Raw genomic sequence first — 21,088 nt, 5'->3', positions numbered from 1 at the left:
TCGTGCGCTCCTATCGGGGGAAGGTGCAGGCGTGATCGGCTGGATGGAAGCCGTGGTGCTGGGATTGCTGCAGGGGCTGACGGAGTTCCTGCCGATCTCCTCCAGCGCCCACATCCGCGTCGCCTCGGCGTTCTTCGGCTGGAAGGACCCCGGTGCCGCGTTCACCGCCGTCATCCAGCTCGGCACGGAAGCGGCGGTCCTGATCTACTTCAGGAAGGACATCTGGGAGATCACCTCCACCTGGACCCGCTCCCTGTGGACCCCCGCCCTGCGCTCCCACATCGCCGCCCGCATGGGCTGGTACGTGATCCTCGGCAGCATCCCCATCGCCCTGCTCGGCCTGCTGCTCAAGGACCAGATCGAGGGCGTCTTCCGCGACCTGCGGCTGGTCGGCACCACACTCATCCTGTTCGGTCTCATCCTGTGGTTCGCCGACCGCACCGCGCGCAACAAGCTCACGCTCGCCAAGCACCTCAACGTGCCGCACTCCGTGGTGTACGGGTTCGCCCAGGCGGCGGCCCTCATCCCCGGCGTCTCCCGCTCGGGCGGCACCATCACGGCCGGCCTCCTGCTCGACTACCGGCGCGAGGAGGCCGCCCGCTACTCGTTCCTGCTGGCCATCCCGGCCGTCCTGGCCTCGGGCCTGTACGAGCTGTCGGAGATCGGCGGCGCCGAGACCCCGGCCTGGGGGCCCACGATCCTGGCCACGGTGATCTCCTTCATCGTGGGCTACGCCGCCGTGGCCTGGTTCCTTCGCTACATCAGCACCCACAGCTTCACCGGCTTCGTCGTCTACCGGCTCGCCCTGGGCTTCCTCGTCATCCTCGCGGTGACGCTCGGCTGGATCCCCGCCCTGGGCTGACCGCCCACCGCGGGGCGGTAGGTCGCGAGGGTGAACAGCACCGTCGCCAGGCCGAGGCCGGTGGCCAGGGCGATCACGCCTGCTCGCCCGTACGCGTCGAGCACCAGCCCGCCGGCGACGCCCGCCAGCACGAGCCCCGTGTACTGGGCCGACGACAGCAGGCCGAGCCCGACCGGCACGTTGCCCGGCAGCGCCGCGACCACGCGATACTGCTGCGCGGGCGCCACCAGCCAGCCCAGGGCGCCCCACAGGAACGCCCAGACCAGGGCGACGGGCAGGGCCAGGTTGGCGACCGGGATCAGGGCCATGAGCAGCGTGGACGCCGCCAGCCCGCCCAGCACCATGCGGCGCGGCCCGTACGCGTCGGTGAGCCGGCCGCCGAGCTGGTTGCCCACGATGGCGCCCACGCCCCACGCCCACAGCACGGCGGGCAGCGGCAGGTCGAAGAGCGCGCCGATGTAGGTGTAGGCGGCGAAGGCCGAGGCGAACATGAGCAGCTGCGTCGCCAGCACCGCGAGCACGCCCCGGTCGGCCAGCGGCGCGAACCGCTCGCCCAGCCTGCCGGAGACCGCGATCCGCACGTCGGGCACCAGGGCCGCGATCCCGGCGAAGCCGAGCACCGCCAGCCCCGCCACCAGCCAGATGGTGGCCCGCCACCCGTACGCCGCGCCCATCCACGTGCCGAGCGGCACGCCGATGGCGGTGGCCACGCTCAGCCCGCCCATCACCAGCGCCAGCGCCCGCCCCCGATGCTCGGGACCGGCCAGCGCGGCCGCCACCCCCGACGCGGTCGGCGTGAACATCGCGGCCCCCGCGGCGGCGAGCACCCGCGTGGCCACCACCAGCGGGTAACCGGGCACCACGGCGGTCAGCACGTTGCCCAGCACGAACACGCCCAGCCCGAGCAGCAGCAGCGTCCGCCGCGGCATCGCCGCCGTCACGGCGGCGAGCAAGGGCGACAACACGGCGTACGCCAGCGCGAACACGGTCATCAGCTGGCCGGCGGCGGCCACGGACACGTCCAGGTCGGCGGCGATCGGGGTGAGCAGGCCCGCGGTGACGAACATGCCGGTGCCGACGGCGAAGTTCCCGGCGGCGAGGGGGTAGAGCCGGCGATTCACTGGTCCTCCGATGGATCAATTGGATGCCCATCAAACTGACGCACTGTTGGATCGTTGTCAAACAATAAAACCCGGTATCTTGGGGAGCATGCGCGCCCTGCCCCATCCGGCCACCGATGACATCGAGCTCACCGAGGTGCTGCGAGCGCTGTCCGACCCCGTACGCCTGGAGGCCGTCGCCCGCCTGGCCGCGGAGGGCGAGATGACCTGCGGCGACGTGGGCCGCAACCTGGGCGTGCACAAGTCGACCGCCTCCCACCACTTCCGCGCGCTGCGCGAGGCCGGCGTGGTCATGACCAAGCAGGACGGCAGGCAGAAGCTCATGAGCCTGCGCCGCGACGACCTCGACGCCCGTTTCCCCGGCCTGCTCGACTCGGTGCTCTCCGCCGCCCATGCCACCGTCTGAGACGCCGTCTGAAACGCTGCCGATTCGGCGTGTGCTGCCGGATCTGCTCGCCGCGCTGGACGCGCACGGCAGTGCCGTGCTGACCGCTCCGCCCGGTACGGGCAAGACGACGGTCGCGCCGCTCGCCCTGGCAGAGGCGGGCATGCGGGTAGTGGTGGCCGAGCCCAGGCGGCTGGCGGTCCGCGCGGCGGCCCGGCGGATGGGCGTCAGCTACGCGATCCGGGGCGAGCGCCACACCGGCGCCAACCCGATGGTGGAGGTCGTCACCACCGGCGTGCTGCTGCAACGGCTCCAGCGGGACCAGGAGCTGACCGGGGTGGACGCCGTCATGCTGGACGAATGCCACGAACGCCACCTGGACGCCGACACGGCGCTGGCCTTCCTGCTGGACGTGCGCGAGACGCTCCGGCCCGGCCTGCGGCTGATCGCCGCCTCCGCCACCGCCGACGCCGCCCCCTGGGCCCGGCTGCTCGGCGGGCCGGTGGTGGCCGCGTCCGCCGTCACGCACCCGGTCGACGTCGTGTGGGCGCCGCCGCCGCGCCCGGTCGCCCCGCCGCACGGACTGCGCGTCGGCCCCGCCCTGCTGTCGCACGTCGCCGGGGTCGTCCGGCGGGCGCTCGCCGAACGGGACGGCGACGTGCTCTGCTTCCTGCCCGGCGTCGGCGAGATCGCCCGGGTGGCGGCGATGCTCGACGGCGTCGAGGTGCTCCAGGTGCACGGCCAGGCCCCGGCCCGGGTCCAGGACGCGGTGCTCTCCCCCGGCGCGTCCCGGCGCGTGGTGCTGGCCACCTCGGTCGCCGAGTCCAGCCTGACCGTGCCCGGCGTGCGGGTCGTGGTCGACTCCGGTCTGGCCCGCGAGCCGCGCACCGACCACGCCCGCGGTCTCGGCTCCCTCACCACGGTGCGGGTCTCCAGGTCCTCGGCCGGCCAGCGCGCGGGCCGCGCCGGGCGTGAGGCGCCCGGCGCCGTCTACCGCTGCTGGTCCGCCGCCGACCACGACCGCCTGCCCGACCAGCCGAGCCCGGAGATCGCCCTCGCCGACCTGACGTCGTTCGCCCTCCAGGCGGCCTGCTGGGGCTCCCCCGACGGCTCCGGCCTGGCCCTTCTCGACCCACCCCCGCCCGCCGCCCTCGCCGCCGCACTCACCACCCTGCACACCCTGGGCGCCGTCCAACCCACCCCGGCCCGTACAACCACCCCAACCGGGGGAAACAGCACACCCCAAAGGGACGCGACGCGGGCGACGCCCTCTGTCCCCCAAGGAGACGACGCGCCTCCAACGGACGCGTCGACGCAGAGGACCTCCCCCGCCACCCAGGATGACAACGCGCCTCGAACGGACACGCCAGCACAAGGAACCGCCCAGAGAGACAGCACATCTCGAAGGAACGCGGCGCAGGCGACGTCCCCCGTCCACCAGGGAGACGGCGCGCCTGGAAAGGACGCGGTGCAGAGGACCTCCCCCGGTGGGGCGGTCATGTCCGTGCGGGTGACCGAGCGGGGGCGGCGGATGGCGTTGGCGGGGGTGCATCCCCGGCTGGCACGGGCTCTGCTCGACGTGGGTCCCGAGGCCGCCGAGGTGATCGCGCTGTTGTCGGAGCAGCTTCCGCGCGACGCGGGCGACGACCTGGTGGAGGTCTGGCGTGCGGCCCGTCGTGGGCGTGACGCCTTCACGGCTCGCTGGCGGGCCGAGACGCGGCGCCTCTCCCGTACCGCGGGCCATCGGACCCGGGAAAGGGACGCCACCCCTGACCGGTCCTCTCCGGACGGCAGGGGAAGGGCCCGCGCGGAGGGACGGACGGCCACAGAACCCACCAAGAACGACGCACCCGCCCCGAGAACCCAGGATGAGGTGGCCGGGCTGGCCGTGGCGCTGGCGTTTCCCGAGAGGGTGGCACGGCGGCGAGGGGGCGGGTACCTCATGGCGTCCGGCACGGAAGCCCAGCTCGCGGAGGGCTCAAAACTGGCGTCGGCGCAGTGGCTGGCCGTCGCGGTGGCCGACCGCCCGACCGGGTCGGCGTCGGCGAGGATCCGCCAGGCGGTGGTGATCGACGAGGAGATCGCCAGGCAGGCGTACCCGGTGACGGTCGAGGAGGAGGTCGCCTGGAAAGCGCCGCCCGGATCGAAGCGGGGTGACGTGACGGCGCGGCTGGTCGAGCGGCTGGGCGCCGTCGAGTTGTCCGCCACGCCGCTGCCGGATGCCGACGTGCGCGACGCGCTCCTGTACGGGCTCCGTACCGAAGAGGTGCTGACCTGGACGAAGGAGGCACGTGCGGTCAGGGACCGGCTGGCGTTCTGCCACCGCGCGGCGGGCGAGCCGTGGCCTGACGTGAGCGATTTGGTCGCCCTGGCCGACCGGTGGCTGGAGCCTGAGCTGTCCCGCGCCCGCCGCCGCGCCGACCTGGAGCGGATCGACGTGGCCGCGGCGCTGCGCCGCCTGGTGCCGTGGAGCGAGCGGCTGGAGGCGGTGGCGCCGGAGCGGGTCGAGGTGCCCACCGGTTCGCGGGTCAGGATCGACTACTCGGGCGAGCAGCCGGTGCTGGCGGTGAAGCTGCAGGAGCTGTTCGGCTGGCAGGAGGCGCCCCTGATCGCGGGCGTGCCGCTGCTGATCCACCTGCTCTCGCCCGCGGGCCGCCCCGTGGCGGTCACGGCGGACCTGGCGTCGTTCTGGCGTGACGTCTACCGGTCCGTACGCGCGGAGATGCGCGGCCGCTACCCGAAGCACCCCTGGCCCGAGGACCCCCTGACGGCCACCCCCACGAGGAGGACCCGATGACCGCCACCCAGGGCGCCAGATGATCGAGGAAGCGGCGCTGAACAACGCCGCCTGGTGCGATGCCCTGTGTCGCGCGCACGGCCTCCCCGGCGCCTTCACCCCACGGGCCTGGACGAATCCGCACCGCACCCCGCCCTACTATCCCGACGCCGTCACCCTCTCCCTCGAGGCGACGGACGCCGACATCCTCCCCTTCATCGACGACACCCCCGGCGCCTCCGTCAAGGACAGCTTCGCCGCCCTCACCCTGCCCGGCTTCGAGCTGCTCTTCGAAGCCACCTGGCTCCACGCTGGGCCGGATGCTCGTCAGGGAGCCGCACGCGACATCCGATGGCGCGTGGTACGGGACGCGGAGACGCTGCGCGCCTGGGAGGAGGCGTGGGGCGGCCAGGGCGGCCTGTTCACCGCCGCCCTGCTCGGCGACCTGTCCGTCAAGCTCCTGTGGGCGGAGGAAGGGACGGCGTCCGGGTTCGTGCTCAACGAGACGCCGGGCGGCAGGACCGTGGGCGTGTCCAACGTGTTCGGCGACGACGCCTGGCCGCACGTCAGGACCCAGGCCACCGCTCTCTTCCCCGGCCGCGACCTGGTCGGCTACGAGATCGACCCGGCACCGGCCGCCGAGCACGGCTTCACCCCGCTCGGCCCACTGCGGGTGTGGCTGAAAAACTAGAGGAGCACCCACGGCGTAGGGGAAACCCCCGCCTCCGAGCCGACGGGGGAAGGTTCGCCACCACACCTGCGCGGCGTGGGGAACTCTGGTGCATCGCCGAAACCCGGGAGATTCGCCACCACGCCTGCGCGGCGTAGGGAAACCCGGCGAGCCAGTTTCACGAACCCGTGGGAAGGTTCGCCACCACCTCGTCGAAGGTCGTCGCCTCGGCGATCTCCGCCGACCCCACGCCGACGTCCTTGAACCCGCTGGACGTGCCCACGCACACCACAGGCCCGTCGAACGAGGTCCCCAGCTTCCGGTAGCCCGCCAGCCCGGCCGCGCCGGACAGCTCCTGCCAGAGCCCTTCCCGCCCGAGGTCGCGCTGGGCCGCGCGCAGTTCCTCGTCGGTGACCAGGACCGTGCCGCCGCCGCTGTCGGTGACCGCGCGCACGCCCCGGTGACCGCCCGCGGGGCAGGCGATCCCGTACGCGTCCGTCGGACCGACCTCGACGATCGCGGCCGGGGCGCCCGTGGCGACGGCCCGCGCGTGCGGGCCGCCGGCGGCGGGCTCGCAGGAGAACATCCGGGGCGCGGTCCCCGCGACCCCGAGCCGTCGCAGCTCGGCGAAGCCCTTCCACACCCCGTACAGCAGCTCGGCGTAACCGGTCGGCGCGAACACCGCCGCGGGCGCCCGGCCGAGCTGGACGAAGAGCTCGTACGCGATCGTCTTGTAGCCCTCGGGCCCGTACGGGTGGCCGGTGTGGGTGACCGTCTGGTTGCTGACCGGGTGGTAGCCGAGCCGGTCCACGATCTCCGTCATCAGCGGCCAGCGCCGCTCGACCGGCACGCTGAACACCGCCGCCCCGTACGCGCGGACGAAGGACTGCACGGCGGGCGGCGAGCCGGCGGAGGCGAGCACGATCGCGGGCAGCCCGGCGCGGGCGGCGTAGGCGGCGGCCGAGGCGCCGTGGTTGCCGGAGGAGGCGACGACGACGCCGGGCGCGCCTTCGGCGAGCGCGGCGCTGACGGTGACGCGGTTGAGCCGGTCCTTGTGCGACCAGGTCGGGTTGCGCGACTCGTCCTTGACGAGCACGCCGCACGCCTCCAGCAGCGGGGTGCCGCCCTCGCCGAGGGTGGGCGCGGACAGCGGCGGCAGCAGCGGCGCCCACCGCGCGATGTCGGGGCCGGGCGGCTGGTCGAACAGGCCGGCGGGCACCCGGTCGTAGGCGTAGTCGACCTCGACGGGATAGGCGATCCGGCCGGTGCTGGTGCGGGGGCAGCCGCGGGTGAGCGGCGGCCGGAGCGGATAGGCGATCGCGGGGTCTCCGAGCGAGCGCTGGCCGGTGGCGAGCGAGACGTGATCCTGATGCACGCGCATGAGCTTAGTGAGATAGCATAGTGATATCACTTCGATAGCAAGGAGACGCCATGGAACGACGTGCGTTCAGGATCAACGGATTCGTGGTGCTGCTCGTCCTGCTGGTGCTGGGCGGCGCGGTGCTGTTCGGCCTGGGGTCGCCGGTGCTGCTGATCGTGCTCGGCTCGATCTGGGGCGTGCTGGTGCTGGTGACCGCCAGCGGCTTCACGATCGTCAACCCGAACGAGGCCAAGGTCGTGCAGTTCCTCGGCCGCTACGTCGGCTCGGTGTCCGACGCCGGGTTCCAGTGGGTGCTGCCGCTCACCACCAAGCGCAAGGTCACCCTGCGGGTGCGCAACTTCGAGACGGCCAAGCTGAAGGTGAACGACGCCGACGGCAGCCCGGTCGAGATCGCCGCGGTCGTGGTCTACAAGGTGGTCGACAGCGCCAAGGCCGTGTTCTCGGTCGACGACTACGAGGAGTACGTCGCGATCCAGTCGGAGGCGGCGGTCCGCCACTTGGCGACCACGCACCCCTACGACTCCCACGACCCCGCGCGCACCAGCCTGCGCGACGGCGCCGAGGTGGCCACCGAGCTGACCACCGAGCTGCGCGACCGCACCGACCTGGCGGGGATCGAGATCCTGGAGGCCCGCATCACCCACCTCGCCTACGCCCCCGAGATCGCCCAGGCCATGCTGGTCCGCCAGCAGGCCGGCCAGGTGGTGGCGGCGCGCACGCGGATCGTCGAGGGCGCGGTCGGCATGGTCCAGCTCGCGCTCGACCGGCTCTCCTCGGAGGGCGTGGTCGACCTCGACGAGGAGCGGCGGGCGCAGATGGTGTCCAACCTCCTGGTCGTCCTGTGCGGCGACCGGGCGACCCAGCCGGTGGTGAACGCCGGCAGCTTGTATGCCTGAGCGGAAGAAGCTCCTGCTGCGCCTCGACCCGGCCGTCTACGACGCGATCGCGAAATGGGCGGCCGACGACCTCCGCAGCGTCAACGCGCAGATCGAGTACGCGTTGCGGCTCGCGCTCAAACAGGCGGGCAGGGAGCAGAAGCCGCGAAAAGAGCCTCGCGCAGAAGAGTAGAAACCTGCACACTCTATGCATGTCGTGGGCAGGCAGGTCCGCCACGGAGATCGCGGCGGCCGTACGTCAGGGCAAGGTAGCGGCTGCGGCGGTGGCCGAGGATCATCTGCGCGCCATCGCCGAGCGCGACCCGCGGGTGGGCGCGTTCCGCGCGGTGCGCGAGCGCGCGCTCAAGGAGGCGGAGGACGTCCAGGACCGGCGCGACCTGTCGGAGCTCCCGCTGGCCGGGGTCCCCGTCGCGGTCAAGGACAACCTGGAGGTCGCCGGCGAGCCGATGCGGGCCGGCTCGGCGGCCACGTCCGCCGAGCCGAAGACGGCCGACCACGAGACGGTCGCGCGGCTGCGGGCGGCGGGCGCGGTGGTGATCGGGCTGACGAACGTGCCCGAGCTGACGCTGGTGGGGTTCGGCGACAGCGTGTACGGCACCGTACGCAACCCGTGGGACACCGCGCGCACGGCGGGCGGGTCGTCGTCCGGCAGCGCCGCGGCCGTGGCGGCGGGCATGGTGCCGCTCGCGCTCGGCAACGACGGCATGGGCTCGCTGCGCATCCCGGCGGCGTGCTGCGGCGTGCCGGCGCTCAAGCCGGGCACCGGCCTGGTCCCGGCCCCGACGGACGACTGGCGAGGATTGTCAGAGAACGGGCCGATCGCCGCGAACATCCCCGACCTGGCGCTGATGCTGTCCGTGCTGGCCGCGGACCCGTCGCTGGCCGAGGCGTGGCGGTCCGGCCGCCGCACCGAGCCGAGCCGGCCGCCGCTCCGCTCGGTGTGGGCGGACGACGAGGCGGTGTGGGAGCCGCCGCCGCCGAAGAACGGGCCGGAGCCGTTCGACCTGCGGGTGGCGTACGCGCCGCAGCCGTTGCCGGTGGGGGCGCCGATGGACGGCGAGTTCCGGTCGGCGGTGCGCGGGGCCGCGGAGACGCTGCGGCAGGCCGGCCACACGGTGGTCGAGCGGACGAACCGGTTCCCCGCCTGGCTCGCCACCGCCACGATGGCCGCCTGGCTGGTCAGGGCCGCCGAGTCCGCCGCCCCGCACGACCCGCACGCGCTGGAGCGCCGCAGCCGCGCCCTGGCCAGGGCCGGGCGGGTGCTCAACCGCCTGGGCGCGAACGGCGACCGGGGCCGCGACCGGTGGCGCGGCTACGGCGCCGACCAGTGGTTCGGCGACGCCGACGTGCTCGTCACGCCCGCGCTGGCCGCGATCCCGCCGAAGGCCGAGCGGTGGGGCGAGCGCGGCTTCGTCCGCAACGCCCTGGTCAACGTCAGGTACGCGTCCGCGACCGGCGCGTGGAACATGTGCGGCTGGCCCGCGATGGCGGTGCCCGTCGCCACCCACTCCAGCGGGCTGCCGATCGCCGTGCAGCTCATCGCCCCGCCGGGCGGCGAACCCCACCTGCTCGGCCTGGCGGCCCAGCTACAGACCGCCCACCCGCCGATCCGGCCGCCGGGTTTCTCCAGCTGAGCGGCCGCCACCGGGCGGCACGCCGAAGCGGGACAGGACCTTCGTCCCGTCCGTCACGATGATCTTCACGCTGTCCTGACCGTGGGAGAGGACGAGTTCGTCGTCCCCGTCGCCGTCGAAGTCGCCCGCGGTCCGCGGCCCGGCCGGGCTCACGCCGTCGAGTGCGCCGCCGGGGCGCAGGCCGTCGGGGGCGCCGCGGAAGACCAGGACCGGCTGTCGCGGGCCGTACTCGTGGCCGCCGCCGAAGGCGAGGTCGTCGCGGGCGTCGCCGTCGAAGTCACCGGCGGCCATCGTGCCCGCGGTGCCGGTGAACGTCCAGGTGCGGCCGTTCCCGTAGTAGACGGTCAGCGCGTGGTGGACGGAGGGCGGCTCGGTCTCGTAGCCGGGCTCGTTGTTGCGGCTCCCGTTGTCGCCCACGGCGACGTCCCTGGTGCCGTCGCCGTCGAAGTCGCCGAACGCGGCGGACGACCCGTCGTTGAGCTTGTGTCCCGCCTTGTCCAGGCCGCCGGGCCCGGCGCGGAGCAGCCAGGAGGCGGTCTGCTCGCCGTCGTCGGGCTCGTGCACGATCAGCCCTGTCGCGCGCCGGCCCTCGATCCTGTCGACGGTCAGCCGCCGGAACTCGTCGCCGGACGGCGACGCCTGGACGGTCTGGCGGGCCGGTGTCCCGTCACGGCGGAAGGGACCGTACAGGACGACCAGGTCGGAGTGGAAGAAGCTGCCCTCGGGCGTGCTCGGCATCGCCAGGTCGGCGGCGCCGTCGCCGTCGAAGTCACCGGCGACGGCGGCGTCGGCCACGACGTCCGTCTCCGCCCGCAGCCGAACCGGCTCCTTCCCCGGCGCGAGGCCGTGCGGCCCCCACAGGACGCACGGGCGGCTCCGGTCCTCGCCCTCCCGCGCGGTGCCGAGGATGTCGCCGAAGCCGTCGCCGTCGAAGTCGGCCGCCCAGTTGGCCTGGTCGAGCCGCATGAAGCAGGACGTCTTGGACGTGGCGCCGGTCTGCCTTCCCGGGTCCAGACCGCGCGGCGAGCCGTGGACGACCGTGCGGAACGGCAGGCCGTCGCGGGTGCGGGCCTCGACGACCAGGTCGGCGCGGCCGTCGTCGTCGGCGTCGTCGGCGTCCCGGCCCCGCTTGCCGGCCCGGGGCTTGACGCTCGGGAGCGCGGTGGGGGTCGAGGCCGCGGAGGTGGAGGCCGCAGGAGTGGAGGGCACGGCGGCCGACGGGACCGGCGTGCGGGACACGGGGCGGGGTTCGCCGCCGCATCCCGCGAGCAGGAGGCCCAGCGCCAGCCAGATCGTCATCCGTCTCGGCACGGCACCGACCCTAGTCCTCTCAGACCCCCATCGGGTGCCAGACCGTCTTGGTCTCCAGGAACGCGGTCATGCGTCCCAGGCCGGGGTCGCCGGACCAGTCGTCGCCGGCCGGGCCGAGCACCCGCTTGAGGTTCTCGGCCGCGTCCTGCTCGCACCGCAGCGCCAGGTCGGCGTCGGTCACCCCGGTCAGGTCGAGGGCGTTGACGTCCATGTGCGCGGCCAGCCAGGGGGCCAGCTCCGCCTGGTGACCGGTGAGGATGTTGACCACCCCGCCCGGCAGGTCGGACGTGGCCAGGACCTCGGCCAGGGTGATCGCCGGGAGCGGGGTCCGCTCGGCGGCGACCACCACGCACGTGTTGCCGGTGACGATCACCGGGGCCACCACCGAGACCAGCCCGAGCAGCGGGTCGGCGGGCGCCACCACGGCGACCACCCCGGTGGGCTCGGGCGTGGACAGGTTGAAGTACGGACCCGCCACCGGGTTGGCGGTGCCGTGCACGGACGTGATCTTGTCGGACCAGCCCGCGTACCAGACCAGCCGGTCGATCGCCGCGTCCACCGACTCCAGCGCGGCCTTCTTGCCCAGGCCGAGCTCGTCGGCGAACTGGGCGCGGCGGCCCTCCAGCATCTCGGCGATCCGGTAGAGGATCTGGCCGCGGTTGTAGGCGGTCGCGCCGGACCAGCCGGGGAACGCCTTGCGGGCGGCCGACACCGCGTCGCGCGCGTCCTTGCGCGAGGCCCTGGACGCGTTGGCGAGGAAGTCACCCTTCGGCGAGGTCACGGGATAGGACCTCCCACTCTCCGAGCGCGGGAACGCCCCGCCGATGAACAGCTTGTAGGTCTTCCTGACGGCCAGCCTACTCATCGCCGCGCCCCCTCCACGTGATCTCCTGGGCTGTCTCGACCGGCACGAACACCTGGCCGCACCGGCTCACGCCGCAGCGGTGGGCGTACCAGCCGGTGCGGACGGGACGGCCGGAACGGGCGAAGGCGTGGCCGCGGGTGGCCTGGGCGCGCGTCCGGCGCCGACGGCCGCGGCGGTGGTCACACGTCAAGGTAGGCCTCCAGACCGCGGAGCCCGCCCTCGCGCCCGTACCCCGACTCCTTGTAGCCGCCGAACGGCGAGGCCGGGTCGAACCGGTTGAACGTGTTGGCCCACACCACGCCGGCCCTGAGCTTGTCGGCCATCCAGAGGATGCGCGAGCCCTTCTCCGTCCAGATGCCCGCCGACAGGCCGTACGGGGTGTTGTTGGCCTTCTCGACGGCCTCGGCGGGGGTGCGGAAGGTGAGGATCGACAGCACCGGGCCGAAGATCTCCTCCCGGGCGATCCGGTGGGACTGCGCCACCCCGGTGAACAGGGTGGGCGGGAACCAGTAGCCGCGCCCGGGCAGCTCGCAGGCGGGCGACCAGCGCTCGGCGCCCTCCGACTCGCCGGCCTCCGAGAGCTGCCGGATCTTGGCGAGCTGCTCGGCCGAGTTGATCGCGCCGATGTCGGTGTTCTTGTCGAGCGGATCGCCCAGCCGCAGCGTGGCCAGCCTGCGTTTGAGCGCCGCCAGCAGCTCCTCTTGGATCGACTCCTGCACCAGCAGCCGCGAGCCCGCGCAGCACACGTGGCCCTGGTTGAAGAAGATGCCGTTGACGATGCCCTCGACCGCCTGGTCGAGCGCGGCGTCCTCGAACACGATGTTGGCGGCCTTGCCGCCCAGCTCCAGCGTGAGCTTCTTGCCGGAGCCGGCGACCGTGCGGGCGATGAGGCGGCCGACGTCGGTGGAGCCGGTGAAGGCCACCTTGTTCACGTCGGGGTGCGCGACCACGGCCGCGCCGGTCTCGCCCGCGCCGGTGACGATGTTGACCACGCCCGGCGGCAGCTCGGCCTGCTGGCAGATCTCCGCGATCAGCAGCGCGGTCAGCGGCGTGGTCTCGGCGGGCTTGAGCACCACCGTGTTGCCGCACGCCAGCGCGGGCGCGATCTTCCAGGCGAGCATGAGCAGCGGGAAGTTCCACGGGATGACCTGGCCGGCCACGCCCAGCGGCCGCGGGTCGGGCCCGAACCCGGCGTGGGAGAGCTTGTCGGCCCACCCCGCGTAGTAGAAGAAGTGGGCGGCGACCAGCGGCACGTCGACGTCGCGCGACTCGCGGATCGGCTTGCCGTTGTCGAGCGACTCCAGCACGGCCAGCTCCCTGGCGCGCTCCTGGATGATGCGGGCGATCCTGAACAGATACTTGGCCCGCTCGCTGCCGGGCAGCCCGCTCCAGGCGTCGAACGCCTTGCGCGCGGCCTGGACGGCGCGGTCGACGTCGTCGGAGGACGCGGTGGCGACCTCGGCGAGCGTCTCCTCGGTGGCGGGGTTGACGGTCTTGAACGACGGTCCGGAGCCGTCGGTGAACTCGCCGCCGATGAACAGGCCGTAGGACGGCTTGATGTCGACGACGTCGCGTGACTCGGGCGCGGGGGCGTACTCGAACATCGACATCGCCATCAGTCCAGGGTGAAGTAGTCGGGGCCCGCGTAGCGGCCGGTGGCGAGCTTCTGACGCTGCATCAGCAGGTCGTTCAGCAGGGATGACGCGCCCAGGCGGAACCAGTCGGGGCTCAGCCAGTCGTCGCCCGCGGTCTCGTTGACCAGGACGAGGTTCTTGATCGCGTCCTTGGTGGTGCGGATGCCGCCGGCGGGCTTGACGCCGACCTGCCGCCCGGTGGCGTCGCGGAAGTCGCGCACCGCCTCCAGCATGATCAGCGTGACGGGGAGCGTCGCCGCCGGGGACACCTTGCCGGTGGACGTCTTGATGAAGTCGCCCCCGGCCAGCATCGCGAGCCAGGAGGCGCGGCGTACGTTGTCGTAGGTCGCCAGCTCGCCCGTCTCCAGGATCACCTTCAGGTGGGCGTCGCCGCAGGCGGCCTTCACCGCGGCGATCTCCTCGTACACCTTCAGGTGGTCGCCGGCGAGGAACGCGCCGCGGTCGATCACCATGTCGATCTCGTCGGCGCCGGCGGCGACGGCGAGCTTCGTCTCGCTCACCTTCACCTCCAGCGAGGAGCGGCCGCTGGGGAACGCGGTGGCCACCGAGGCCACCTTCACCCCCGAACCGGCCAGCGCCCCGGCGGCGACGTGCACCAGGTCGGGGTAGACGCAGACGGCGGCCACCCGGGGCGCCCCCTCGCCGGGGTGTCGAGCCTTGGCGCAGAGCGCGCGCACCTTGCCCGGGGTGTCGGCGCCTTCGAGGGTGGTGAGGTCCACCATGGAGATCGCCAGGTCGATGGCCTGGGCCTTGGCCGTGGTCTTGATGGAACGGGTGCCGAGCATCGCCGCCCGCTGGTCAGCGCCGACCCGGTCGACGCCGGGCAGGCCGTGCAGGAATGCTCGCAGGGTGGCCCCGGAAGAGGCGACGTCCGCGAGCGAGGTCGTCACAATTGACACCCTCACAGCATCGCCGACCGGTGTCCCTACGTCCAAACCGGAGTTGAGGCGTGCCCTAGGTATACGCGGGCGGCCGGAGATAAGGCATCCACCCGATGTGCGGGGGCGGGCCTTAGGACGAATCTTGAAGGTGTCGAGAAGAAGCGCCTTCAAGGAGTACGAGTGATGAGTCCCGAGATCGAGTACCAGCTGATGAAGAGCCACGCGAACGAGCTGCACGAGGCCGCGGCCCGCCACCGCCGGGTGCGCGAGGCGACGAAGGGGAACAAGGCCGAGCGCCGCTCGGTCTTCGGCAAGCGCCGTTCGTCATGACCATCGCACGAGAGCCCGGCCGCACCCTCCCTCGCGGCCGGGCCTCTCAACCCCCTTAATTGCGTCGATTGCATCGGATATGGCGTGACATGCTGGATGACATGCTTGGACGCTCGGTGAGCCCTGTTTTCGTCGGGCGGCAGGAGCAGCTGACCGCCCTGGCCGACGCCTTCGCCGAGGCCGGAGCGGGCAACGCCACGGCGGTGCTGCTCGGCGGCGAGGCCGGGGTCGGCAAGACCAGGCTCGTCCAGTGCTTCGCCGAGCAGGTGGCCCGCGACGGCGCGCGGGTGCTGGGCGGCGGCTGCGTGGAGCTGTCCACCGAGGGCCTGGCGTACGCGCCCTTCACCGCCGTGCTCAGGCAGCTCGTCCGGGAGCACGGCACCGGCGGGATCGCCGCCCTGCTTCCCGACGGCGCCGAACGCGACCTGGCGCGGCTGCTCCCCGAGTTCGGCGAGCCGAGCGGCGACGGCGAGACCGAGACCGGCCGGGCCAGACTGTTCGAGCAGATCCTCACGCTGCTGGAACGGCTCGCCGACGACACCCCCACCGTCCTGATCGTCGAGGACATCCACTGGGCCGACCGGTCCAGCCGCGACCTGATCGCCTTCCTCAGCCGCAACCTGCGGGTCCCGCAGGTGCTGCTGGTCATGACGTACCGCTCCGACGACCTGCATCGCCAGCATCCGCTCCGGCCCGTGCTGGCCGAGCTGGGCCGGGTCAACGGCGTGCTCAGGCTCGACCTGCCCCGGCTGTCGCGCGAGGAGGTCGCCCAGCAGATGGCCGGCATCCTCGGCAGCGCCCCCGACTACACCGACGTGGAGAAGGTCTACGAGCGCAGCGAGGGCATCCCGCTGTTCGTCGAGGCCATGCTGGAGAGCGGCGAGGACCTCGCGTTCCCCGAGTCGATGCAGGACCTGATACTCAACGCGGTCGAGCGGCTGCCCGAGGAGACCCAGCGGGTGCTGCGCGTCGCCGCCGCCGGCGGCACGCGCGTCGGCCACGCCCTGCTGTCGGCCGTGAGCGGCCTGTCCGAGCTGGAGCTGGAGGCCGCGCTGCGGCCCGCCATCGCCGGCAACGTGCTGCAGATCTCCGACAACCGCGCCTACGTCTTCCGCCACTCGCTGATCCGCGAGGCCGTGCACGAGGAGCTGCTGCCCGGCGAGCACCAGCGCCTGCACGCCCGCTACGCCGAGGAGATCTCCAAGAACCACCGGCTGGTCCCGCCTGGCCGCGCCCACGTCGAGCTGGCCCACCACTGGTACGGGGCGCGCGACGACGTGCACGCGCTGACGGCCGCCTGGAACGCCGCCAGGAAGTCGTTCAAGGCCTTCGCCTACACCGAGGCGGTGCCGCTGCTCGAACGCGTGCTCATGCTCTGGGACCGGGTGCCCGGCGCGGCGGAGCGGATCGGCGCCGACCACACCGCCGTGCTGGAGAAGGCGGCCGCCGCCGCGCAGGCGGGCGGCGAGGTGGACCGGGCCGTCAAGTTCGTCAAGGCAGCGCTGTCGGAGCTGGACGAGGCCCGCGAGCCGCACCGCGTGGCCGGGCTCATCGTCCGCTGGAGCAACCTGAAGATCGCCAAGGGCCAGATGGGCGTGGTGGACGACCTGCGCCACGCGCTCAAGCTGGTGCCGGAGCCGGGCGAGGCCAGGGCCGAGGTGCTGGTGCGGATGAGCCAGCACCTCATGCTGCGCGGCGAGGCCGCCGAGGGCGAGATGTACGTGGAGGAAGGGCTGCGGCTGGCCCGGGAGCTGGGCGACCGGTGCCTGGAGGCCGACCTGCTGCTCAACCTGGCGCTCGGCCACTCGATCGCGGGGAACATCGAGGCCACGATCGCCACCAACCAGCGGGCGCTCGACCTCGGCAGGCAGGAGAACTCCGGCCGCGTCATCACCCGGGCGATCGGCAACATGATCGACTCGCTGCCCGACACCGGCCGCTGGGAAGAGGCGCTGAGGCTCTCCGACGAGGGCTGGCGGGAGGCCAAGAGGTTCGGCAGGCTGCGCGCCAGCGGCCTGTTCGTGCTCAACAACAAGGCCGAGGCGCTGGAGAACATCGGCCGCTGGGACGAGGCCGTCGAGACGGTCGAGCGGGCGCTCAGCTTCGGGCCGTCCCTGCGCACCCGTCACCACCTCCTGCGGGTGCGCGCCGACATCGCGCTCGCGCGGGGCGAGGTGGAGCTGGTGGAGAACATCCTGTCGGAGATCGGCGTGCTCAAGGAGCGCCCGGAGGACTTCGTCCAGGACATCACCAACAGCGCCCGGCTGCACATCGGCTGGCACATGCTGCGAGGCGAGCCCGGCTACGCGCTGGCGGTGGCCGAGCGGATGCTGGCCAGGCCCGCGCAGTCCAGCAAGGCCATGCTCGGCTGGCGGCTGCTCGCCCTGCTGCGCACCGTCTGCGACGCGGCCGAGGACGTCGAGCCCGAACGGGTCCGCGCGGTGCGTGAGCAGGCCGCCGACGTGGCCGCGCACCTGTCGGTGACGAGCCCGGTCGCCGAGGCCTACCGGCTGACGTACTCGGGCGACTTCGACGCCGCGGCCGCCGCGTGGGAACGGCTCAACCGGCCGCACAACCAGGCCAGGGCCCTGGTGCGGGCGGCCACCGTGGCGGCGCGGGCCGGCGACAGGGACGGCGCCGCGGCCCGGCTGGCGACGGCGCTCCCCCGGGCCACCGCGTTGGGCGCGGCCCCGCTCGTGGCCGAGATCGAGGCGCTCTCGCGCCGCGTCGGCGGCGCCCAGCGCCCGCAGGAGCCGTCGGAGCTGCTCACCCCGCGCGAGCTGGAGGTGCTCCGCCTGGTCGCGCTGGGCCGGACGAACAGGGACATCGCCAAGGAGCTGTTCATCTCCGCCAAGACGGTCAGCGTGCACGTCTCCAACATCCTGGCCAAGCTCTGCGTCACCACCCGGGGTGAGGCGGCCGCCGCCGCGCACCGACTTTCTCTGCTTTCACGGTAGTTGTAGCCACCTCGTTACCGTTAGTCAGCTTCGTATGTGGTTGGGTAGTCATCTGACTTGATCACGAGGTGAAGTGGAGCGAGGCTTGTCAAGGTTCGGCTGGTGTCACCCGGCGTTCGCGCCCGTGATGGGCACGATGGTCGCGATGCTGTGTCACGTCGCGGGACTCGTCGGCGCGCTGCTGGAGTCGGTGGGCGCCACCACGGTCCCGGCGGCGGCGGAGCTGGTGGTCACGCTCATCATCGCGGTGTTCCTGACCACCGTGCTCCGCATCGCCAGGGTCGTGCCGGACATCCGCCGGGAGAGCGCCGCGACCGCCCGCGCGGTCACCTCCGTGCAGGCGGTCCATCCGGGCGACGACACCCTCGTGGCGCGGCGGCTCAAGCTGTTCAGGGAGGCCGCCGAGGCGGGGAACGACGCCGAGGCGGTGCTCGGCGCCCGCTCCGCGCTCGACGAGAGCGAGATGGCCAACAAGCACCACCTCGACCACGCGCTGATCTGGGCGCTGCCGGTGTTCGGGTTCATCGGCACCGCGCTGACCATGGCCGCCATGGTCACCGCGTTCGGCGACGCGCTCGACCGCCAGGGCGACGCCGCCGCCCTGATGGCCGCGCTCAAGCAGCACGTGCTGCCCGAGCTGGCGTCCGCGTTCGGCGTCACCCTGATCGCGCTGTTCCTGAGCGTGCTCGCGTTCGGCGCGATGGCGCTCGCCGAGCGGGCCGAGCGGGCGAACGTGGCCGCCGCCGACGAGTTGTTCCTGCTCCACCTGGCTCGCCTGCCCGCCAAGCGGACCGCCCCCGCGCTGAACGGGCTGGCCCAGGAGCTGGCCCAGTCCAGGGGCAGGACGGAAGAGCTGATCAAGGGCCTGGACGCGCTGCGCACCGCCGTGGAGACGCTGGCCGAGTCCGGCGCCCGCCCGCAGCGCTACACGCTGGTGAGGGAGCAGTGAGGAGGCGGCCCGCCCGGTCCTTCGCGCCGCCGCTCGACCTGCGGTTCATCGACCTGTTCATGGCCATCGTGCTGGTGCTGGCGTTCATCGCGATCATGCTGACCGTGGTGGCCAGAATGCTTCCGTCGGACACCACCCCGCAGCCCCGCCAGCAGGTGGTCGCCGAGTTGAAGGAGCAGCGCGACGCCGCCGTGGCCGCGCAGCGCCGGGCCGAGGCCGAGCTGCGCGCCACGCGGGCGGCGATCGCCGAGCGGGCCACGTTCGCCCTGCCATGGTGGCTGATCGGGTTCTGCGCCCTGCTCGGCGTGCTCGTGGTCTTCCTGGAGTGGCGGATCCGGCTGTGGCGGCGGGGCGACCTGCCGCGCCTGCGCACCTGGCTGCTGGTCACCGCGGTGGTGGCCGTGGTCACCTGGGCGCTGCGCACGCGCAGCGACAGCGACGGCTACCTGCTGCTCGCCGAGATCCCCTGGTGGGCGGCCGAGGCGCTCTGCCTCGGCCTGCTGCTCGTCGCGTACGTGCTGATCTCCGACATCAGGGCCGGCCGACGGACGCTCGGCGCGATGAGGTCACGCTAGAGGAAGGCGTCGACCAGCATCACGACACCGAAGATCGCGAATGCGGCGGCGGCGCCGTAGCGGACGGCCTTCTCCGGCAGGTTCCTGCCCAGCATGCGGCCCACCACGATGGCCAGCGCGTCGGCGGCCACCATGCCGACGGTGGAGCCGATCCAGGTGCCGAGCCAGCCGTACTGGGTGGCCAGCGTGATCGTGGCGAGCATCGTCTTGTCGCCCAGCTCGCTGAGGAAGAACGCCACCGTCACCGCGATCAGCGCGCTGCGGGTGGCCCGCTGGGCCTTGCGCGACTCCTCCTCGGTCAGCTCGTCGCCGCGCAGCGTCCAGGCGGCGAAGCCGATGAAGGCCAGGCCCGCCACGATCGAGATGGCGGTGGTGGGCAGCGCGTCGCCGATGAGCCCGCCGATGGCCACGCTGCCCAGGTGGACGACGGTGGTGGCGACCGTGATGCCGGTCAGCACCACCCAGGCCTTGTAGCGGGTGGCGAACGTCATGGCCATGAGCTGGCTCTTGTCGCCGAGCTCGGCGAGGAAGATCGCGCCCAGGCTGATCCAGAAAGCTTCCACGGTCCCTCTCTCGTGCGGCCGGACCGTGGGCATCGCACCCGGGGAGAATTTCGGGCACGGCTTCGGCCCGGCAGCGATTCGTACACGACTGCCAGGCCGAAGGTCTCGTCCGCCCGTGAGGCCCGCGCGACCGGGCGCGCGCACGCGCGCGCCAGTATGTCGATCTACGCGATTGGGACTACTCCCCTTCGGTGTTTCGACTTACCTTAACAGCGGCCCGCGCGCGGGCATTCCCCAGGTCAAATCTCGCAGCCGACCAGCACCGGCTCGTTGACCAGCGTGACGCCGAACTTCTCGCGCACCCCGTCGCGCACCTCCCTGGCCAGGGCCAGCAGGTCGCCGGTGGTGCCGGCGCCGTCCGGGTTGGTCAGCGCGAGCGTGTGCTTGGTGGAGATGCGCACCGGGCCGCGGGCGTAGCCCTTGGGGAAGCCCGCCTGCTCGATCAGCCACGCCGCCGGCACCTTGACCAGGCCGCCGGGCAGCTCCCAGCTCGGGTGGCCGGGCGCGCGGGCGGCCAGCTCCGCCGCCTGCTCCGCGGTCAGGACCGGGTTGGTGAAGAACGAACCGGCGCTGCGGGTGTCGGGGTCGCCGGGGTCGAGCACCATGCCCTTGCCGCGGCGCAGCTCCAGCACCGCCTCGCGGGCGCGGGCCAGCGGCACGCGGGCGCCGGGCTCGACGCCCAGCCGGGTGGCCAGCTCCTGGTAGGCGACCGGCCCGGACATGTCGGTGAGCTCCAGCGCGTACGTCACCGACAGCACGACGTAGCGCGACAGGTCACGCTTGAACATGCTGGTGCGGTAGGCGAACCCGCACTGGCGGGCCTCCAGATCCTCGACCTGCTGGGTGCGGCGGTCGTAGGCGCGCACACACCGGACGGTCTGCGCGATCTCCTGGCCGTAGGCGCCGACGTTCTGGATCGGGGTGGAGCCCACCAGGCCGGGGATGCCGGCCATGCACTCGACGCCGGACCAGCCCTCCGCGACCGTGCGGGCCACCAGCGGGTCCCAGTCTTCGCCCGCCTCGACCGTCACGAGCACCTGCTCGCCGTCGCGGGACACCCGCACGCCCTTGGTCTCCACCCGGACGACGAGCCCGTCGAAGCCCGCGTCGGACACCACGAGGTTGCTGCCGCCGCCGAGGACCAGCGTCGGCCGCGCGGCGCGGTCGGCCTCGGCCACCAGGGAGACCAGTCGCTCGGCCGTGTCGGCTTGGACGAAGTCGAGGGCGGGACCGCCCAACCCCAGCGTGGTGTACGGCGCGAGCATCTCCATAGGGGT

At 73.0% G+C, this 21,088-nt stretch carries 20 protein-coding genes; 11 read left to right on the top strand and 9 right to left on the bottom strand.

Features of this window, described 5'->3' with window-relative positions:
* Positions 1–31: 31 nt before the first annotated feature.
* Positions 32–862, top strand: coding sequence for an undecaprenyl-diphosphate phosphatase (locus tag ACZ6YG_RS30920; protein ID WP_261809054.1), 831 nt, complete (start codon positions 32–34; stop codon positions 860–862).
* Here ACZ6YG_RS30920 and ACZ6YG_RS30915 read toward each other — a convergent pair.
* Positions 793–1,983, bottom strand: a complete 1,191-nt coding sequence (locus tag ACZ6YG_RS30915; protein ID WP_466019954.1) for an MFS transporter — start codon at positions 1,981–1,983, stop codon at positions 793–795. The two genes, ACZ6YG_RS30920 and ACZ6YG_RS30915, sit on opposite strands and share 70 nt — an antisense overlap.
* A gap of 88 nt (positions 1,984–2,071) precedes the next feature.
* Here ACZ6YG_RS30915 and ACZ6YG_RS30910 point away from each other — a divergent pair, with 88 nt between their 5' ends.
* Genes ACZ6YG_RS30910 through ACZ6YG_RS30900 form a run of 3 tightly spaced genes read left to right on the top strand, consistent with a single transcriptional unit; the run spans position 2,072 to position 5,835 of the window.
* Positions 2,072–2,389, top strand: coding sequence for an ArsR/SmtB family transcription factor (locus ACZ6YG_RS30910; protein ID WP_148036564.1), 318 nt, complete (start codon positions 2,072–2,074; stop codon positions 2,387–2,389).
* Positions 2,376–5,165, top strand: a complete 2,790-nt coding sequence (locus ACZ6YG_RS30905) for an ATP-dependent RNA helicase (protein WP_466019953.1) — start codon at positions 2,376–2,378, stop codon at positions 5,163–5,165. The genes ACZ6YG_RS30910 and ACZ6YG_RS30905 overlap by 14 nt, the downstream gene beginning before the upstream one ends.
* Before the next feature lie 19 nt (positions 5,166–5,184).
* Complete coding sequence (locus tag ACZ6YG_RS30900) at positions 5,185–5,835, top strand: hypothetical protein (RefSeq protein ID WP_466019952.1); 651 nt, start codon at positions 5,185–5,187, stop codon at positions 5,833–5,835.
* Positions 5,836–5,992: 157 nt separating this feature from the next.
* Here the strand turns inward: ACZ6YG_RS30900 and ACZ6YG_RS30895 are convergent, their stop codons facing one another.
* Positions 5,993–7,189, bottom strand: a complete 1,197-nt coding sequence (locus ACZ6YG_RS30895) for a threonine synthase (RefSeq protein ID WP_397199565.1) — start codon at positions 7,187–7,189, stop codon at positions 5,993–5,995.
* A gap of 56 nt (positions 7,190–7,245) precedes the next feature.
* Here ACZ6YG_RS30895 and ACZ6YG_RS30890 point away from each other — a divergent pair, with 56 nt between their 5' ends.
* Genes ACZ6YG_RS30890 through ACZ6YG_RS30880 form a run of 3 tightly spaced genes read left to right on the top strand, consistent with a single transcriptional unit; the run spans position 7,246 to position 9,725 of the window.
* Positions 7,246–8,091 carry an SPFH domain-containing protein gene (locus ACZ6YG_RS30890; RefSeq protein ID WP_148036560.1) on the top strand — a complete coding sequence of 282 codons (846 nt, stop codon included), beginning with the start codon at positions 7,246–7,248 and terminating at the stop codon, positions 8,089–8,091.
* Entirely contained in the window at positions 8,084–8,263 is a 180-nt protein-coding gene (locus ACZ6YG_RS30885) for a type II toxin-antitoxin system antitoxin (RefSeq protein ID WP_148036559.1), read from the top strand. The genes ACZ6YG_RS30890 and ACZ6YG_RS30885 overlap by 8 nt, the downstream gene beginning before the upstream one ends.
* Positions 8,264–8,282: 19 nt before the next feature.
* A complete protein-coding gene (locus ACZ6YG_RS30880; protein WP_466019951.1) occupies positions 8,283–9,725 on the top strand; it encodes an amidase in 1,443 nt (480 codons plus the stop codon).
* Here ACZ6YG_RS30880 and ACZ6YG_RS30875 read toward each other — a convergent pair.
* From ACZ6YG_RS30875 to deoC, 5 genes are read right to left on the bottom strand one after another with little or no spacing between them, the layout of a single operon-like run.
* Positions 9,678–11,036 carry an FG-GAP repeat domain-containing protein gene (locus ACZ6YG_RS30875; protein WP_466019950.1) on the bottom strand — a complete coding sequence of 453 codons (1,359 nt, stop codon included), beginning with the start codon at positions 11,034–11,036 and terminating at the stop codon, positions 9,678–9,680. The genes ACZ6YG_RS30880 and ACZ6YG_RS30875 overlap by 48 nt on opposite strands.
* Positions 11,037–11,055: 19 nt before the next feature.
* The gene (locus ACZ6YG_RS30870) at positions 11,056–11,901 is read right to left on the bottom strand and encodes an aldehyde dehydrogenase family protein (RefSeq protein ID WP_148036556.1); all 846 of its coding nucleotides are present in this window, start codon (positions 11,899–11,901) and stop codon (positions 11,056–11,058) included.
* Entirely contained in the window at positions 11,894–12,091 is a 198-nt protein-coding gene (locus ACZ6YG_RS30865) for a hypothetical protein (protein WP_148036555.1), read from the bottom strand. The genes ACZ6YG_RS30870 and ACZ6YG_RS30865 overlap by 8 nt, the downstream gene beginning before the upstream one ends.
* Positions 12,081–13,517 (bottom strand): aldehyde dehydrogenase family protein, encoded by a 1,437-nt coding sequence (locus ACZ6YG_RS30860; protein ID WP_246640500.1) that lies wholly within the window; start codon positions 13,515–13,517, stop codon positions 12,081–12,083. Before ACZ6YG_RS30860 ends, ACZ6YG_RS30865 begins: the two co-directional genes overlap by 11 nt.
* Complete coding sequence (gene deoC, locus ACZ6YG_RS30855) at positions 13,517–14,446, bottom strand: deoxyribose-phosphate aldolase (RefSeq protein ID WP_148036554.1); 930 nt, start codon at positions 14,444–14,446, stop codon at positions 13,517–13,519. The genes ACZ6YG_RS30860 and deoC overlap by 1 nt, the downstream gene beginning before the upstream one ends.
* Positions 14,447–14,620: 174 nt before the next feature.
* Here deoC and ACZ6YG_RS30850 point away from each other — a divergent pair, with 174 nt between their 5' ends.
* The 4 genes from ACZ6YG_RS30850 to ACZ6YG_RS30835 all read left to right on the top strand — a co-directional run bounded on the left by ACZ6YG_RS30850 (position 14,621) and on the right by ACZ6YG_RS30835 (position 19,248).
* Positions 14,621–14,767 carry a hypothetical protein gene (locus ACZ6YG_RS30850; protein ID WP_219546921.1) on the top strand — a complete coding sequence of 49 codons (147 nt, stop codon included), beginning with the start codon at positions 14,621–14,623 and terminating at the stop codon, positions 14,765–14,767.
* A 116-nt stretch (positions 14,768–14,883) separates the two neighbouring features.
* Complete coding sequence (locus ACZ6YG_RS30845; RefSeq protein ID WP_466019949.1) at positions 14,884–17,724, top strand: helix-turn-helix transcriptional regulator; 2,841 nt, start codon at positions 14,884–14,886, stop codon at positions 17,722–17,724.
* A gap of 85 nt (positions 17,725–17,809) precedes the next feature.
* A complete protein-coding gene (locus ACZ6YG_RS30840) occupies positions 17,810–18,673 on the top strand; it encodes a hypothetical protein (RefSeq protein ID WP_466019948.1) in 864 nt (287 codons plus the stop codon).
* Positions 18,670–19,248: a hypothetical protein gene (locus ACZ6YG_RS30835; protein ID WP_466019947.1), complete on the top strand. Its 579-nt coding sequence runs from the start codon at positions 18,670–18,672 to the stop codon at positions 19,246–19,248. The genes ACZ6YG_RS30840 and ACZ6YG_RS30835 overlap by 4 nt, the downstream gene beginning before the upstream one ends.
* Here the strand turns inward: ACZ6YG_RS30835 and ACZ6YG_RS30830 are convergent.
* Together ACZ6YG_RS30830 and ACZ6YG_RS30825 are read right to left on the bottom strand one after the other, a co-directional pair.
* Positions 19,245–19,811 (bottom strand): TMEM165/GDT1 family protein, encoded by a 567-nt coding sequence (locus ACZ6YG_RS30830; RefSeq protein WP_466019946.1) that lies wholly within the window; start codon positions 19,809–19,811, stop codon positions 19,245–19,247. The two genes, ACZ6YG_RS30835 and ACZ6YG_RS30830, sit on opposite strands and share 4 nt — an antisense overlap.
* Positions 19,812–20,050: 239 nt before the next feature.
* On the bottom strand, positions 20,051–21,082 hold the full coding sequence (locus ACZ6YG_RS30825; protein ID WP_148036549.1) for a UDP-N-acetylmuramate dehydrogenase: 1,032 nt from the start codon (positions 21,080–21,082) through the stop codon (positions 20,051–20,053).
* Between the last annotated feature and the right edge of the window lie 6 nt (positions 21,083–21,088).

This window comes from Nonomuraea sp. NPDC054003 (assembly GCF_055585125.1).
This window is presented reverse-complemented; position numbering and strand designations above follow the sequence as displayed.

Coding starts and splice junctions, on each gene's coding strand:
- ACZ6YG_RS30850 (WP_219546921.1), top strand. CDS start 14,621: ATGAGTCCCGAGATCGAGTACCAGCTGATGAAGAGCCACGCGAACGAG.
- ACZ6YG_RS30890 (WP_148036560.1), top strand. CDS start 7,246: ATGGAACGACGTGCGTTCAGGATCAACGGATTCGTGGTGCTGCTCGTC.
- ACZ6YG_RS30825 (WP_148036549.1), bottom strand. CDS start 21,082: ATGGAGATGCTCGCGCCGTACACCACGCTGGGGTTGGGCGGTCCCGCC.
- ACZ6YG_RS30900 (WP_466019952.1), top strand. CDS start 5,185: ATGATCGAGGAAGCGGCGCTGAACAACGCCGCCTGGTGCGATGCCCTG.
- ACZ6YG_RS30880 (WP_466019951.1), top strand. CDS start 8,283: ATGTCGTGGGCAGGCAGGTCCGCCACGGAGATCGCGGCGGCCGTACGT.
- ACZ6YG_RS30910 (WP_148036564.1), top strand. CDS start 2,072: ATGCGCGCCCTGCCCCATCCGGCCACCGATGACATCGAGCTCACCGAG.
- ACZ6YG_RS30870 (WP_148036556.1), bottom strand. CDS start 11,901: ATGAGTAGGCTGGCCGTCAGGAAGACCTACAAGCTGTTCATCGGCGGG.
- ACZ6YG_RS30860 (WP_246640500.1), bottom strand. CDS start 13,517: ATGGCGATGTCGATGTTCGAGTACGCCCCCGCGCCCGAGTCACGCGAC.
- ACZ6YG_RS30885 (WP_148036559.1), top strand. CDS start 8,084: ATGCCTGAGCGGAAGAAGCTCCTGCTGCGCCTCGACCCGGCCGTCTAC.
- ACZ6YG_RS30905 (WP_466019953.1), top strand. CDS start 2,376: ATGCCACCGTCTGAGACGCCGTCTGAAACGCTGCCGATTCGGCGTGTG.